This window comes from Selenomonas ruminantium AC2024, from assembly GCF_000687995.1.
Lineage (GTDB): Bacteria > Bacillota > Negativicutes > Selenomonadales > Selenomonadaceae > Selenomonas_A > Selenomonas_A ruminantium_B.
Genome location: NZ_JIAC01000001.1, coordinates 2,795,804 through 2,811,901 on the forward strand (window position 1 = coordinate 2,795,804; position 16,098 = coordinate 2,811,901).

Annotated in this window: 8 protein-coding genes and 3 rRNA genes; 1 reads left to right on the top strand and 10 read right to left on the bottom strand. The window is 51.4% G+C overall.

Annotated elements, in window-relative coordinates; translation table 11 throughout:
- Nucleotides 1–25 precede the first annotated feature (25 nt).
- The 6 genes from P157_RS0113265 to P157_RS0113290 all read right to left on the bottom strand — a co-directional run bounded on the left by P157_RS0113265 (nt 26) and on the right by P157_RS0113290 (nt 6,680).
- Complete coding sequence (locus P157_RS0113265; RefSeq protein WP_026761431.1) at nt 26–1,432, bottom strand: MATE family efflux transporter; 1,407 nt, start codon at nt 1,430–1,432, stop codon at nt 26–28.
- Nucleotides 1,433–1,550: 118 nt separating this feature from the next.
- Entirely contained in the window at nt 1,551–2,204 is a 654-nt protein-coding gene (locus P157_RS0113270; RefSeq protein WP_026761432.1) for a trimeric intracellular cation channel family protein, read from the bottom strand.
- Complete coding sequence (locus tag P157_RS0113275) at nt 2,197–3,129, bottom strand: ketopantoate reductase family protein (protein ID WP_026761433.1); 933 nt, start codon at nt 3,127–3,129, stop codon at nt 2,197–2,199. Before P157_RS0113275 ends, P157_RS0113270 begins: the two co-directional genes overlap by 8 nt.
- A 151-nt stretch (nt 3,130–3,280) precedes the next feature.
- Nucleotides 3,281–4,399, bottom strand: a complete 1,119-nt coding sequence (locus P157_RS0113280; RefSeq protein WP_026761434.1) for a M20/M25/M40 family metallo-hydrolase — start codon at nt 4,397–4,399, stop codon at nt 3,281–3,283.
- Nucleotides 4,400–4,431: 32 nt separating this feature from the next.
- Nucleotides 4,432–5,706 (bottom strand): C4-dicarboxylate transporter DcuC, encoded by a 1,275-nt coding sequence (gene dcuC, locus P157_RS0113285; protein ID WP_026761435.1) that lies wholly within the window; start codon nt 5,704–5,706, stop codon nt 4,432–4,434.
- 170 nt (nt 5,707–5,876) lie between these two features.
- Nucleotides 5,877–6,680: an amino acid ABC transporter substrate-binding protein gene (locus P157_RS0113290; RefSeq protein WP_026761436.1), complete on the bottom strand. Its 804-nt coding sequence runs from the start codon at nt 6,678–6,680 to the stop codon at nt 5,877–5,879.
- A 208-nt stretch (nt 6,681–6,888) separates the two neighbouring features.
- Here P157_RS0113290 and P157_RS0113295 point away from each other — a divergent pair, with 208 nt between their 5' ends.
- The gene (locus P157_RS0113295; protein WP_026761437.1) at nt 6,889–7,956 is read left to right on the top strand and encodes an HD-GYP domain-containing protein; all 1,068 of its coding nucleotides are present in this window, start codon (nt 6,889–6,891) and stop codon (nt 7,954–7,956) included.
- A gap of 55 nt (nt 7,957–8,011) precedes the next feature.
- Here P157_RS0113295 and P157_RS0113300 read toward each other — a convergent pair whose 3' ends face one another.
- From P157_RS0113300 to P157_RS14660, 4 genes are all read right to left on the bottom strand, one after another.
- Nucleotides 8,012–9,982 carry a methyl-accepting chemotaxis protein gene (locus tag P157_RS0113300; RefSeq protein ID WP_026761438.1) on the bottom strand — a complete coding sequence of 657 codons (1,971 nt, stop codon included), beginning with the start codon at nt 9,980–9,982 and terminating at the stop codon, nt 8,012–8,014.
- A gap of 150 nt (nt 9,983–10,132) precedes the next feature.
- Nucleotides 10,133–10,249, bottom strand: a 5S ribosomal RNA gene (gene rrf, locus P157_RS0113305).
- 73 nt (nt 10,250–10,322) lie between these two features.
- Nucleotides 10,323–13,239: ribosomal RNA gene (locus tag P157_RS0113310) — 23S ribosomal RNA — on the bottom strand.
- A 226-nt stretch (nt 13,240–13,465) separates the two neighbouring features.
- Nucleotides 13,466–15,026, bottom strand: a 16S ribosomal RNA gene (locus P157_RS14660).
- The 16S, 23S and 5S rRNA genes sit together here, the layout of an rRNA operon.
- Nucleotides 15,027–16,098: the final 1,072 nt, after the last annotated feature.

The following is a 16,098-nucleotide window of genomic DNA, read 5'->3' on the forward strand; positions in this document are numbered from 1 at the left end:
TTCCATGCCGAGGAGCAAAAACCTGCTACGATATTTTTTTGTAGAGTTCTTCCCCGCGCCATATCAATACGCCAAGGGACAACAGACCTCTAGCACAAAGCTCCACACACATAGCCGTCCAGACACCGTTGAGGCCGTAACCCTGGGCAAGATAGATGGCCAGGGGAATGCGGATGCCCCACATGGCGACGAGATTGAGTATCGTGGGCATTTTCGTTTCGCCCGCACCGCGGAAAATGCTCGTGACGATGATACCGGCGGCAAAGAGCGGTTCAGCCCATGCCTCAATGCGCAGGATTTCCGTACCCGCGGCAATAACTGCGACATCCTGCGATAAGAGTGCCATCATCAGCGGCGCGCAGACATACATCACGACACCCATGAGCATCATCCAGCCCATGCCCAGGCCCGCACTGGCATAGCCAAAACGCTGCGCCAATTTGCTGCGCCGTGCGCCCACACTCTGGCCCACCAAAGTCTGCGCGGCGGCGGCCACGCCGATGCCCGGCATGTAACAGATGCTTTCCGCCGTAATGGCAAAGGAATTGGCCGCCAGCGCCACAGTGCCCAAGGGCGCCACAATGCGGGTGAAGGCCACATAGGCACTGCCCATGACAATCTGCTCCAGCACCATGGGAATTCCCAAACGGGTTGCCTCCCGCAGTTCCCCGCGCCAAGGCAGGAGTTCTTCCTGCCGGTAATGAAGCGTACGGGATTTTTTGAGCAGGACAAAGAGCATGGCCGTCATGCAGCAGGCTTCTGCGAGCACCGAGCCCAAGGCCACACCCGCTACGCCCAAATCCCCACCGGGAAGCCAAAACGTCATGCTCCCGACAGTCAGCGTACGCGAGGGAAAAATCAGCAGCGCATTGAAGAACACATCGAGCAGACACATCATGACGTTTAGGAGGCTGGGCACCTTCATATTGCCGCTGGCCTGCAGCATAGAACCGGCGGCAAAATTTACCGCCAGCAAGGGCAGGCCCAGCGCATAGATGGCAAGATACGTGGAAGCATCCCCGGCAATATCTGCCGTACCGCCGAGGAAATAGGGCAGATAGCCGCTCAAGCCAGCGCTCAACAGCCCCAAGGCCAAGCTGAAAACAAACACCGCCCACAAGCCATGGCGCACCAAACTGCGCGCCCGCAAATCCTCGCCGGCACCGATGGCATGCGCCAGCTGAATGGTATAACCCATGGACATGGCAAAGCAGATGCCGCCGATAAGCCAGGTGGTGGAATTGACCAGACCGATGGAAGCTGCCGCTCCGGCACCAATCATGCCCACCATGGAGGCATCGATATACTGCATCATCACCGTGGTGATTTTGGCCATAATGGCCGGGACGCTGAGCTGCCAGGTCAGCAGCAGCAAATCCCCCCAGCTGAAGGGCTCTCCTTTCCGTATCCGCCCCAAAAGATTTTTCCGCATACTTACTCCTTTACGAAAAAATTTAACCGTCCCTTCACGCACAAGGGACGGTCAAAGTCAATTCAGTATGGTCTAATATAACACATTTTTTCTCTGGGGACAAGGACAAATGGCAGCTTTAGCGCCGCTTGTGCCAATCGGCCCGAGGATGGAAGAGATGCCAGCCAAAATGCAGCGCACTGAAGCGCAAGAGAATCACCAGCACGAAACATATCCAGGCCATGGTCACCACATCTACATAATTTTGCAGACTGCAGGACACCACCGCCCCCAAAAGAGCCGCCGTGGCATAGATTTCCTTGTAGAGCACGGCCGGCATACGATGCGCCATCAAATCCCGCAGGATGCCGCCCCCCACAGCCGTAATCACCCCCAGGAGCACCGGCATGACATAGGGATTACCCGTCTCCCGTGAGAGGCCCGTCAGCATCCCTGTTATGGTAAATGAGGCCAGCCCCACAGTGTCAAACATATTGTAGAGCCATAGCATAAAGTTCTTGTTGAGCGGCGGATAGGGCCAAAAGCTGTAGGCCATGGACACCAGCAGCGCAATGATAATCGAAAGCATAAAATCCGTCACGTTGCAAAGAGCCATCGGCGGCGTGATGCCTGCCAGCACATCACGGACCATACCGCCGCCCACTGCCGTAAGAGCTGCCAGCACGATAATGCCGAAGATGTCCATGCGCCGCTGAATGGCCACCATTGCCCCCGACACCGCAAAGGCAATGGTGCCCATAATATCAAAAATCACCCAGGTCAGACTATCCATGTAACTGCAAATGTTCCTTTCCCCATTCGTTAATCTTTTGATAGAGGGGCACCGGTACATGGTACGTTTCCCCCAGCTCCACGACGCGGGTCACAAGGCCTGCAAATTCCGACTTACCGCCCCGCAGAATATCCCGCTGCATGGAGGTCGTGGAACCGGGCTTCAAGACATCCATGATGCTGAGACCGGTCTCCACCAAATCCTTTTCAAACACAATGCCCATGGCCTTGCCCAAGGCCACCACTTCGCAGATAAGCCCCGCAAACATTTCCCGCTCGGGGCCTTCCTGCTGCAGTTTATCACTCGTGACATTGAAATACGCCCCGGCGGCTCCTGCCGGCGATACATAGGCAAATTTCTGCAGAGCATCCCGGATGATGTTGTCGCTGAAATGGCCGCGAATCTCTGCCGCCTGCAGAACCTTTTCCAACTCCTGCGCTATCGACAAGAGCTTCTGCTCCTGCCCGGGGCGGTAGCCGTAAATCACCCGCAGCATCTTGTCCGACTGATAAATCACGCCGGGCGCTTCAATCTGGCCCATCACATAGATACAGCCATCCAGACAGGTCAGCTCCGGCAGTTTTTCCTGCATCATGCCGCCAGTGCCAAAGACATTGAGCACAGGAACAATCAGCGTGTCCTTGCCCAGTTTCTCCCGGGCAAAGTCTATGGCATCTTCGATATTGTAATACTTCACGCAGACAAAGCAAACGTCAGGTACATCCTCATACTCTGCCGCAGTGCAGGCCGTCAAATTTTTGACGACCTCCGTGCCCCGATGATTGGTATGCAGGGTCATCCCCTGCTCTCTTATGGCCTCTAAATGCTTCCCTCTGGCAATCAACGTCACATCATTTCCTGCCATCGCCAGATAAGCTGCCAGCACCCCGCCGGTTCCCCCGGCACCAAAGATACAAAACTTCATGCTCCTGCCTCCTTTTCGATGATGAATACACGTTTATTGTACTATGAACACGCAGCATGTACAAGCAAAAAGCCCCCTGTCCACTCCGTATTTGACTGTCAAAAACGCGTTGACATGTCAAATTGACAAGTCAACGCGCCTGAACTGCTATTTACTTTTCCGCCACAGTTTTGACGATTTCCAAAGCCCAGCGGGCAGAGTCATACAAATCCTTGATTTCAATGTATTCCTCTTTGGTATGGGCTTTTTCCATGCCCACGGACAGTACCACCGTGGGTACGCCATAGGTATTGAAATGGTTGGCGTCCGAACCGCCGCCGGATTCTTCGAGAGCCACCGGCAGGCCGAGTTTTTCAGCAGCCTTCACAGCCGTCTGAATCACGGCAGAATCCTTCGGCAAAAGATACGGCCCATAGTCGGGGCTCACTTCCGCCACAATCTTGCAGCCGGTTTTGTCGGCACCATTTACGAAATGGTCACAGATTTCCTGCGTAATCTTATCGAGCTTGGCCTTGTTACGGCTGCGGCTTTCATAGAATACATCACAGGTTTCCGCTACCACATTCGTAGCCGAACCGCCCTGAATTCTGCCCAAGTTACAGGTGGTTTCCTCGTCAATGCGTCCCTGGGGCGCATCGGCAATCAGCAGGCCTGCGGCACAGATGGCATTAATGCCTGCCTCGGGTTCCACTCCGGCATGGCTGGCCTTGCCTTCAATATGAATCTTAATCTGATTCTTGCCTGGTGCCATAAACGTTATGTTGCCGGGATGATTATGCGTATCCAGCGTGAAGCCAAAATCCGCATGCAGCAGGCTCTTATCCAAGTTCTGCGAACCATGGACGCCATTTTCCTCCGCCACGGTGAACACCACCTGCAGCGGGCCGTGCGGAATGTTCTGTTCCTTGAGCTGGCGCAGGGTTTCGAGGATGGCCACCACACCGGCCTTATCATCACCGCCCAAGATGGTCGTGCCATCGGAACGGATAATGCCATCCGCAATCACAGGCTTAACGCCGCCGCAGGGCTCCACGCAGTCCATGTGCGCCGTCAGCATCACTGTGGGGCCGTCAACAGTTCCCGGAAAATCCGCTACGAGATTTCCCGTATTGCCGCCGATTTTTTCTCCGGCCTTGTCTTCCTTGACCGTACCGCCCAACTCCGTCAAGCGTTTGGTGAGCAGGTCGGCAACTTCCCGTTCATCATGGGTGGAACAGCGAATCTGTACCAGTTCCAAAAATTCATCTAATACGCGCTGCTCATTAATCATGGAATATACCTTCTTTCCGCAAAGCAACTACATTACAGGAACAGCATCAGCACCAAAGCTGCTGCCAGGCAGGGCAGGGCATTGCGCTTGGAAACTTCCATGGGGTTGACCTTGGCCAGACCAGCGCAGATAATGGCTGCACCAGCCACCGGGGACATGGAACGGCCCATGGCACCAGCAATCTGAGCCAGAGAGCCCAAATCCATAATGCTCATGCCGAACTGCTCGGCGAAGGGAGTTACCGCACCGTTAAAGGCAAAGGCGGCGGCATCGCCGGAACCGGAAATCACGGCAATCAGGAAAGGACCGAAGGTACCGGCAGCGGCAGCTGCGGACTGGGAGCCCTTCATGACTTCCGTCAGCGCACCCGTAAGGCCAACGGCAGCCATACCCGTGGTGAACACGCTGGCGCAGACAATCAGACCGATAACATTGGCATAGGCGCTGCCCATACCATCAAAGAAATTCTTGCAGACTTCCTGCGCATTGGACCAGGTAACCAAGAGGCCAAGCACAACACCGATAATCATGGACAGAGCCACGCTCATTTCCGGCAGGACAGCAACCTGCTTGGAGCCCAGAATCAAAAGCAGCAGTGGCACGAGCGGAACCAATGCCCGCAAAGGATTGACCTTGAAATCATGCAAATCTTGATGCTGCTCCTTTTCGAGAGAAGCCAGATATGCTTCACGGCGTTCCTCCGAAGCACCTTCCTTCATCAAAACGGCGTAAACCGTCATCACTGCAATGCAGGCAAAAGATGCGATTACAGAGGCCGGCGTTTCATTGATGATGACCGTCATCATATCCGTACCAGCCAAATCTGCCACAAAGGGGTTATGGGCGTTACCCGGGCTGATGGCACTGCCCCAGGTACCAGCCAGTACCGTAGCCGCAGCCATGGCCGGATGAACACCGGCAGCAATCAGCGTCGGAATCAGGATACTGCCCACAGCCGCAGAGCAGCCGGCAGCCGAAGGAATGGCCAGACTGATCCACCAGGTCAGGAAAAAGGACAGCGGCACGAGCACCGTGCGACCCTTTTTCAGCACACCGGAAATGGACTGCACCAGATGCTGGTCACATTCCGTCAGCTTCATCACATACGAAAAACCCATTACCGAACAGATTGTCGGTACCAGAGAGTTATTCGTCATGGCCTTCATAAAGGCTTTCATGATATCTCCCGGCAGACCGCCAATCAGGCACATGATGACGCCCGCCAAAAAGAGTACCAGCCGCGCTTCAATCTTCTTGATAATCAGCGCAAAAGTCAGGATAACAATAATACCACCAGCGAGTAACATAAATAATACCTCCTATGCTCACTGTCTTAATTTATGCAAGCATAATTATATATTATTTTTATTTTTATTACAATTAGTCTGAATAATATTTAAGTGCGTATCAAGTGTACATTCAATAACGCAAAATAAAAAACCTGTAAACCAAAACCGGCTTACAGGTTCTAAACACTTTATTTCTTGGTGATATCTTTGCCGAACCACTTTTCGGAAATCTTGGCCATGGTGCCATCGGCCTTCATTTCGTTGAGGACCTTCTGCACATCATCACGCAGCTGCTGATTGTCCTTGGCAAAACCAATGCCGAAGGTGCTGACAGGACCTACCGCCACATCCACAACGTCGAGGCTGTCTGCGTGCTTGCTCATGTAATAGCGGCCGGTGATTTCATCGCCCACCACTGCATCAATACGGCCATTTTCCAAATCCATAAAGGCAGAAACAAAGTCCGAATACTTCTTGACTTCCTTTACCTTTTCTTTGAAGAAGGAATTGCTGTCCATATATTCTTCTGCGGAGCTGGCACTCTGGGTACCGATGACCTTGCCGGCCATAGAAGCCTCATCCGTGATGTCCTTGTTTCCCTTCTTCACGAAGATAATCTGGCGGTTATCCATGTACGGGTCCGAGAACAGCATGTTTTCCTTGCGCTTTTCGGTAATATCGAGACCGTTCCAGAGGATATCCACGCGGCCGCTCTTGAGCTCCGCTTCCTTACTCGACCAGTCGATGGCCTTGAACTCTACTTCACGGCCCAGACGCTTGCTGGCTTCTTTTGCCAGGTCGATATCGAAGCCCACGATTTCGTTGCTTTCATTCTTAAAGCCCATGGGCGGGAAATTATCATCAAGCCCCACCACAATCTTCTTCGTTTTATCCGCATTATTTGCTTTGTCGGCTCCGCCGCCGCAGCCCGTCACGAAAGCTGCCGTCATGATTGCAGCCATGCCTAACGCTAAAAGTTTCTGCCATTTCATAAGGATATCCCCTCTCTGTTTTCCTTTAGTATGTTAAATCGTTACAAGACAAATTATACTGTAACTTTGTAAATCCTGTCAAGTGATTTCATCATCCATCCGTCAATTTATAGACGAAAGAAAAATAAATAAAGGTTTTTCCATAAAAAACGAGAACTATTAACATATATCATCAGTGGATTATATCCCATGCGAGGAGGTTTTTACTTTGCGAGCCGTTTCAGTGGAAGATTTGAAACCAGGCATGATTCTCGCCCGCACCCTTGTCAATGACGACATGGTCGTGGTTTTGTCGGAAGATACGTTATTAACAAAGGCGCATATTACACGACTTAACTTTTTGAATATTGCTGTCGTCTACATTAAGGACGAATACGAGCTGAGCAAAAATTATCAGACTGCCTCCAGCATTTTCAATCGTGGCAACGCCTTTGTCAAGGAATATGACAGTGTGGTACAGGAAGCCCGCAGCATCTTTGATGAAACCAGCAAGTCCGGCAGCGTGCCTATAAACGAAACCCAGGACATGGTAAAGGATACCATTGCTCCTATGGCCCGTAACAGCGGTGCCATCGATTATCTCTATGAACTCAATCACCGGGCCAATGATGTCTACAATCATTCCCTGCGGGTATCCATTCTGGCTGGTGTTATCGCCAAATGGATGCACTTTAACCGTGCCAAGACCCGGGAACTCATCTTAGCCGGTTTTCTCCATGATATTGGAAAATGCAAATTCCCCCAGCGATTGCTGGATAAGAGTATCAGTAACCTGCACGGGGAAGATTACGAAGCCTATATCAAGCATACGGTTGACGGCCAGCACATCCTGAGCAGCGTGGACGGGCTTTCTGATGGCATTAAGCTGGCAGCTATGCAGCATCATGAGCGCATGGACGGCACAGGCTTCCCCTTCGGCAGCACCGGGCCGGACATCCACGAATACGCCCGCATCATCATGATTGCCGACCTCTATGACAACATCACGACCGAACGGGAAGGCTACATCAAGCAGACCCCCTTTGCCGCCATTGCGCAGATTACGGAGAATATGTACACTTCTCTGGACCCGGAGGTATGCGTTCCCGTACTGACGCATATCAAAGATGCCTTCTTAGGTTCCCGGATAACCTTGAACAACGGTGAGCAGGGAATCATCGCCGCATATCCCAACGATTTTGCAGCCCATCCCTTCATCAGCCTCACTTCCAGCAATGAAATCGTCAATCTCAATGAACATCCGGAGCTTGTGATAACCGAATATAATCCCAAATAAAAACCCGCCGCATCCCCAACGATGCGGCGGAATTTTTTTTGCCTGTGTGCTGTATTTATAATTTGAACTTGCCGATTGCTTCCTGCATATCCGTAGCCATGTTGGCCAGCGACTGGGAAGCCGCTGCGATTTCCTCATTGGAAGCCGACTGTTCCTGCGTGGCTGCCGAAATCGTCTGCGTGCTTTCCGAAGTCTTACGGCTGATGCTGTCAATGGACTCCACGGCATTGACGATATTGCCAGCCCCGGCAGCTACAACTTCTACGGACTTGTTGATTCCATCCATCTGTTCCTTGATGCCATTAACGAGGGAGAGAATTCCTTCAAACTGCTCGCCGACATCGCGGATAGCCGCCGTACCACTCTTGACTTCCTCCGTACCGGCTGCCATTGCCTTTACGGCTTCATTGGTATCATTCTGGATGGACAGGATTCTTTCCTTAATCTGTTCCGCAGAATCATGTGACTCAGCGGCCAGTTTCCTTACTTCTTCAGCGACGACAGCGAAGCCGCGGCCATGCTCACCGGCTCTGGCAGCTTCAATCGCAGCATTGAGAGACAGCAGATTCGTCTGCTCCGCAATCGAGGATATGGCTTCGACAATCTGACCAATCTGGTTACTGTTTTCTCCGAGTTTTCTGACCACATCAGCCGATGCCAGAACGCTCTTTTCAATATTGCCCATCCGCTTAATCGCAGTTTCCATCAGCGCAGAACCTTTTTGTGCGGCTTCGGCAGTTTGTCCCGAAGTTTCCGTAACCGTGCGGGCTTTGTCGGCCATGGAATTCACATCTTCATAAACCGTGTCCACATTCGCCTTGGCATTGTTGATGTTTTGGAGCTGGTCCTCCATATTCAGGGAAACTTCACCCACGGTTTCCGCCACATGTACCGAAGCTTCAGCCGACTGCTGGGCATTGGCCGTAAGTTCTTCTGAGGAAGCCGCCACCTGCTCACTGGTTGCCGCCATCTTGGAAATCAAATTGCGCAGATTCCCGCTCATGGTGTTAAACGCATTCGTCAGCGAGCCGATTTCATCACTGGACATTACCGGCAGATTCTGAATCGCCAGATTGCCGTTGGCGAGCTGCGTAGCATGAGATTCAAGCCCTTCAATCGGCGTCGTAATCCGGTTGGCAAACGTCAGGCAGATAAATCCAGCCAACAAAAGTCCGACTACCGTCAGAACCGCAAACACGATTTTCAAATGTGTAAGAGAAGCAAATACGAAATCACTGGGAACCGAAATGCCCATAAGCCAGCCAGTTTCGGGCACCGTCGTATAGGCAAACACCTTATCCTGGCCGTCAATGTTTACTTCAAAATAACCTTCTTTGTTTTTGAGCATTTCCTCAAAATGACTGCCCAAGCCACTAATTTCCTTGAAGTTCTTCATGGGCTCACCGGCACCAGAAGTTGCCAAAATGTTGCCGCTTGCCTCGGTAATGATACCTACGCCTTCGCCATGATATTTCATGGCATTAACCTGTTCCGTCAGTACATCAAGACCGATATCTACGCAGGTAGCGCCGACAAACTGGCCATTGGCTTTAATCGGCGCTGCTACCGATACGACAAGTTTTTTGGTATTCGTATCAATATAGGCTTCCGTGAAAACCGGCTTATCTTTAGCCTTGGCATCTTTATACCAGGGGCGCTCCCGCGGGTCTTTCTTACCCGTGTTATCACCAGAATTGAAACCGAAGAACCAGCCATCTTCCGTTCCAGCGGTCATTTCCAGAATTTCCTTATCGGAAACCGTCGTGCCCAAAGTTTCCTTTGTCTGCATGATTTCCTTATTGCCATTCAAGCTGGTCATGTGGTTGGTAGTAGCCACACCAAAAGCCTTTTTCTCCAGCAGCCATCCATTCAGCTTATTCGCCTCATTGGAAATCGTGGTACGCAGTTCACTGTCCACACTTTCCTTTAGCGCCGAGCTGGCCATGAAATAGCCGACAACGGATACGATTGCCAAGAGCAACCCCATCAAGCCGGAAAGAGCCATAAACTTCTGCTTCAAGCCCATAGATATTCCTCCCTATTCTTCATTATCCAAACATCACCCCGTCACGGTTTATTTAGATAATTCCACCTCAAGAGGAAAAGTCCTGCCAAATTCCGATTTCAACACAGATAAATATATACAAAAAAAGCACCCTTGCGGGTGCTTCTCATTAACTGGCAACGCCCTATCCTCCCAGTCCGTCTCCAGACAAGTACTTTCGGCGTATGAGTGCTTAACTACTGTGTTCGGTATGGGAACAGGTGGAACCACTCAGCTATCGTCACCAGATATTCTGTTGAATGTATTATCTACACTCAAAACTATACAGAAGAAATCGTTTGTATTGAACATTTTAGCTCTGAAAGATAAGCCCTCGATTTATTAGTATTGGTCCGCTGCATGCCTTACGGCACTTCCACTCCCAACCTATCTACCTTGTCTTCTTCAAGGAATCTTACTGGATTACTCCATGAGATACTTCATCTCGGGACAGGCTTCACGCTTAGATGCTTTCAGCGTTTATCCCTTCCGGACGCAGCTACCCAGCTATGCTTCTGGCGAAACAACTGGTACACCGGCGGTCCGTCCACTCCGGTCCTCTCGTACTAGGAGCAGCTTCCCTCATGTATCTTACGCCCGCGATGGATATGGACCGAACTGTCTCACGACGTTCTGAACCCAGCTCACGTACCACTTTAATGGGCGAACAGCCCAACCCTTGGGACCTGCTTCAGCCCCAGGATGTGATGAGCCGACATCGAGGTGCCAAACCTCCCCGTCGATATGGACTCTTGGGAGAGATTAGCCTGTTATCCCCAGGGTAGCTTTTATCCGTTGAGCGATGGCAATTCCACTCTCATTCCACCGGATCACTAAGCCCTACTTTCGTACCTGCTCGACGTGTATGTCTCGCAGTCAAGCTCCCTTCTGCCTTTATACTCTTCGCGCGATTTCTGTCCGCGCTGAGGGAACCTTTGGACGCCTCCGTTACTCTTTCGGAGGCGACCGCCCCAGTCAAACTGTCCGCCTGCCACTGTCCCCGAGTTCGTTACTCTCAGGGTTAGATTCCTAACACGCAAAGGCTGGTATCCCAACATTGACTCCCCATCATCTGGCGACAATGGTTCTCCGTCTCCCAGCTATCCTGTACGTTACATGCCAAAAATCAATGACAGGCTGCAGTAAAGCTCCATGGGGTCTTTCTGTCCAGTCGCGGGTAACCTGCATCTTCACAGGTATTTCAATTTCACCGGGTCCCTCGTTGAGACAGTGCCCAAGTCGTTACACCTTTCGTGCGGGTCGGAACTTACCCGACAAGGAATTTCGCTACCTTAGGACCGTTATAGTTACGGCCGCCGTTTACTGGGGCTTCAATTCCGAGCTTCTCCTTACGGATAACCCGTCCTCTTAACCTTCCAGCACCGGGCAGGTGTCAGCACCTATACGTCAGATTTCTCTTTAGCAGGCACCTGTGTTTGTGGTAAACAGTCGCTTGGGCTTCTCTTCTGTCGCCGGCTCCAGCTCCCCCTGTACAGAGTTCACCAGCTCCGGCCATCCTTCTCCCGAAGTTACGGATGCATTTTGCCGAGTTCCTTAACGAGGGTTTTCCCGCGCACCTTAGGATTCTCTCCCCGCCTACCTGTGTCGGTTTTGGTACGGGTACATGTCGTCTCGTTAGAAGCTTTTCTTGGCAGTGTAGTACGTCTGAATTTGACTTGTTCCGAAGAACTCGTCTATCTATCGGTTCTCAGCCTTACAGAACGGGGATTTGCCTCCGCTCCAGCCTACCGCCTTCGACTGGCATTTCCAATCGCCAGCTCAGACTCCTTGCTGCGTCACTCCATCCTCAAACAACTTCATGCAGTACAGGAATTTTCGCCTGTTGTCCATCGCCTACGCTTGCTGCCTCGGCTTAGGTCCCGACTTACCCTGGGACGACGAGCGTTGCCCAGGATCCCTTAGGCTTTCGGTGGGCCAGATTCTCACTGGCCGTTTCGCTACTCATACCGGCATTCTCACTTCCATACGCTCCAGCTGTCCTTCCGGTCAACCTTCAACGCCCATGGAACGCTCCCCTACCCATGCTTGCGCATGCCGCGACTTCGGTTCTGTACTTGAGCCCCGGATATTTTCGGCGCAGGGCCTCTCGACCAGTGAGCTATTACGCACTCTTTAAATGGTGGCTGCTTCTGAGCCAACATCCTGGTTGTTTAGGAAGTCCTACATCCTTTTCCACTTAGTACAGCATTGGGGACCTTAGTCGGCGGTCTGGGCTGTTTCCCTCTTGAATACGGGTCTTATCACTCGCATTCTGACTCCCAGGTTCTTCTCATAAAGCCATTCGCAGTTTGACTGGAGTTGGTATCCATTACAGACCCGCGTCCGATCAGTGCTCTACCGTCTTTATGTGTCGCCTGAGGCTAGCCCTAAAGCTATTTCGGGGAGAACCAGCTATCTCCACGTTCGATTGGCATTTCACCCCTATGCACAGCTCATCCCAAAGTTTTTCAACACTCACGGGTTCGGTCCTCCACTCATTTTTACCTGAGCTTCAACCTGGCCATGCATAGATCACTGTGGTTTCGGGTCTAATCCATGTAACTTTCGCCCTATTAAGACTCGCTTTCGCTTCGGCTCCGTGTCTTCCACTTAACCTCGCTACATAAATTAACTCGCCGGTTCATTCTTCAATAGGCACGCCGTCGCTCGTAAAAAGAGCTTCGACTGCTTGTAGACATACGGTTTCAGGTTCTATTTCACTCCCCTCCCGGGGTTCTTTTCACCTTTCCCTCACGGTACTATGCGCTATCGGTCGTTTCGTAGTATTTTGCCTTGGATGGTGGTCCACCCTGCTTCCCACAAGGTTTCACGTGTCTCGTGGTACTCTGGATACCGGCCCGTTGGAATCTCTTTCGTTTACGGGGGTTTCACCTTCTGTGCCGCTCCTTCCCAGAAGCTTCAACTAGAAATTCTTCCCTTTATGCCGGTCCTCAACCCCGGTCGTCCGAAGACGTCCGGTTTGGGCTCTTCCCTGTTCGCTCGCCGCTACTGAGGGAATCTCTTTTGATTACTTTTCCTCCGGTTACTTAGATGTTTCAGTTCACCGGGTGTGCCTCCTAGAAACTAGGTGGTACGACATGACTCGTACCGGGTTGCCCCATTCGGATATTCATGGCTCACAGCCTACTTGCGGCTCCCCATGACTTTTCGCAGCTTATCGCGTCCTTCATCGGCTCGAAACGCCTAGGCATCCACCATATGCCCTTTGTAGCTTAACTTTCGTTTTGCCATAAAGTATCATATTGTTCTATGATGTCTATGCTTTTTGAATCCTAAAATGTTCGTTCAACCTCTGTTTACACTGTCGTGTAGACCTTTGGTTAAAATTGATACATTTTAATTTCTTCTGTGTAGTTTTCAGTGTACATATTAGAGAGATTATTCTCTCAAAACTAGACAATGCAAAAACCAAATGCTCCGACCTAAGATTTTAGTAATCCTTAGAAAGGAGGTGATCCAGCCGCACCTTCCGATACGGCTACCTTGTTACGACTTCACCCCAGTCATCGCCCCCACCTTAGACGGCTATATCCTTGCGGTTTACCCACCGGCTTCGGGTGTGAATGACTTCCGTGGTGTGACGGGCGGTGTGTACAAGGCCCGGGAACGTATTCACCGCTGTATGCTGACCAGCGATTACTAGCGATTCCGACTTCATGCAGGCGGGTTGCAGCCTGCAATCCGAACTGGGAGATGGTTTATGGGGTTCGCTTGCCCTCGCGGGGTCGCTGCTCTCTGTCCATCCCATTGTAGTACGTGTGTAGCCCAGGACATAAGGGGCATGATGACTTGACGTCATCCCCGCCTTCCTCCGCGTTGTCCGCGGCAGTCTCATTTGAGTTCCCACCATAACGTGCTGGCAACAAATGATAGGGGTTGCGCTCGTTGCGGGACTTAACCCAACATCTCACGACACGAGCTGACGACAGCCATGCACCACCTGTTTTCTGGTCTCCGAAGAGAGGGCACTATCTCTAGCGCTTTCCATCAATGTCAAGCCCTGGTAAGGTTCTTCGCGTTGCGTCGAATTAAACCACATACTCCACCGCTTGTGCGGGCCCCCGTCAATTCCTTTGAGTTTCAGTCTTGCGACCGTACTCCCCAGGCGGAATGCTTATTGCGTTAACTCCGGCACAGAAGGGGTCGATACCTCCTACACCTAGCATTCATCGTTTACGGCGTGGACTACCAGGGTATCTAATCCTGTTCGCTCCCCACGCTTTCGAGCCTCAGCGTCAGTTACAGTCCAGAAAGCCGCCTTCGCCACTGGTGTTCCTCCTAATATCTACGCATTTCACCGCTACACTAGGAATTCCGCTTTCCTCTCCTGCACTCAAGAAAGACAGTTTCAATCCCATCACGGGGTTGAGCCCCGCACTTTTAAGACTGACTTGCCTTCCCGCCTGCGCTCCCTTTACGCCCAATAATTCCGGACAACGCTCGCCACCTACGTATTACCGCGGCTGCTGGCACGTAGTTAGCCGTGGCTTCCTCGACGGGTACCGTCATTGCAAGAAACTATTCGCATCTCGCACGTTCGTCCCCGTCAACAGAGCTTTACGAGCCGAAACCCTTCTTCACTCACGCGGCGTTGCTCCGTCAGGCTTTCGCCCATTGCGGAAGATTCCCCACTGCTGCCTCCCGTAGGAGTCTGGACCGTGTCTCAGTTCCAATGTGGCCGTTCATCCTCTCAGACCGGCTACTGATCGTCGCCTTGGTAGGCCGTTACCCCACCAACTAGCTAATCAGACGCAGACCCATCACAAAGCGATAGCTTACAAGTAGAGGCCATCTTTAATCAGTCTCTCATGCGAGAAACTGACAACATTCGGTATTAGCAGTCCTTTCGGACTGTTGTCCCCATCTTTGCGGCAGGTTGTCTACGCGTTACTCACCCGTTTGCCACTCGACTCATCTAAGCAAGCTTAAAATCATCTCGTTCGACTTGCATGTGTTAAGCACGCCGCCAGCGTTCGTCCTGAGCCAGGATCAAACTCTCCATAAAATTTATGAAGAACTTAATCAAGCTCTCAATTATCTATTAAAGAAATTGCCGATTGCTATGTTGTTCATACCAATCGATGTTTTAATAAGAAGTTTTCACTTCTCAAACATCTGGCTTTAATCATGTTGCATGATTATTTGCATTGTTTAGTTTTCAAAGAACAATCTGTTTTGTCGTTATCGGCTCTCGCTTCAAGCGACTCATTTATCTTATCGCATTCAGCTTAGCTTGTCAAGAACTTTTTTGAAGTTTTTCGAAGCTTTTCGGTTCCTCACAGTGGCCTGCCAATCAAGGCTTGCTGAGCTGTTTCGTTGCCGTGTCTGTCAGCGACTTGTATTATATTACACGAGTCAGAAGCTCCTGTCAACACCTTTTTTGAAAAAAATATGAAAAAGCGTTAGCAAATTGCAGTTTATTGGTTAGTTCGTGCTAATGATATTCTGTTCATGCGTAGTCAGAGGTGAACGGGGGAGTAATTTTTCTGTTTTCCGCTAAACGACCCCCTCGCCTCAAATAGCCGTCCAGGTGCCTGCGCCGGGCAGGCCAACGGCGCTGCTTTCAGCGTATTTACTTAGCAAGTTCCTACAGGGGCCGGCCTTCACTGCGTTCAGGCAGTCGCTCCCTACAGAAAAATCACTCCCCCGTTCGCCCCAAGTTGCGGCTTAGGCTATTACCACGAATTCGTTGCTCCCGTTACAAGAACATCGATGTGCTTGCTGCTTGTTTCCACGAAAATTACGGTTTATACGGACATCACTTAGGGTGGAGGTGGTGATGCTTTTCGCCGTGGAACGACTGTCCGAACGCAGTGAGGACTGGCCCACAAACGTCATAGACTAAACACTGGGCTGAACATACGCGCCGCCGGTCTTGCCCGGCGCAGGTACCTAAAAAGCCCATAAATTGGCTTGTGGGTCATTCAGTGCAACGGCGAAAAGTATTACCACCTCCACCCAAACTGAGCTGTAACAAAAATATTTCAGCACGTACTAACCAACAAACCGCAATTTAATCTATGCAATAAGCCCGCGGGTCTGGTGATTATTACCACTCCCGCGGGCGTCTTTATACT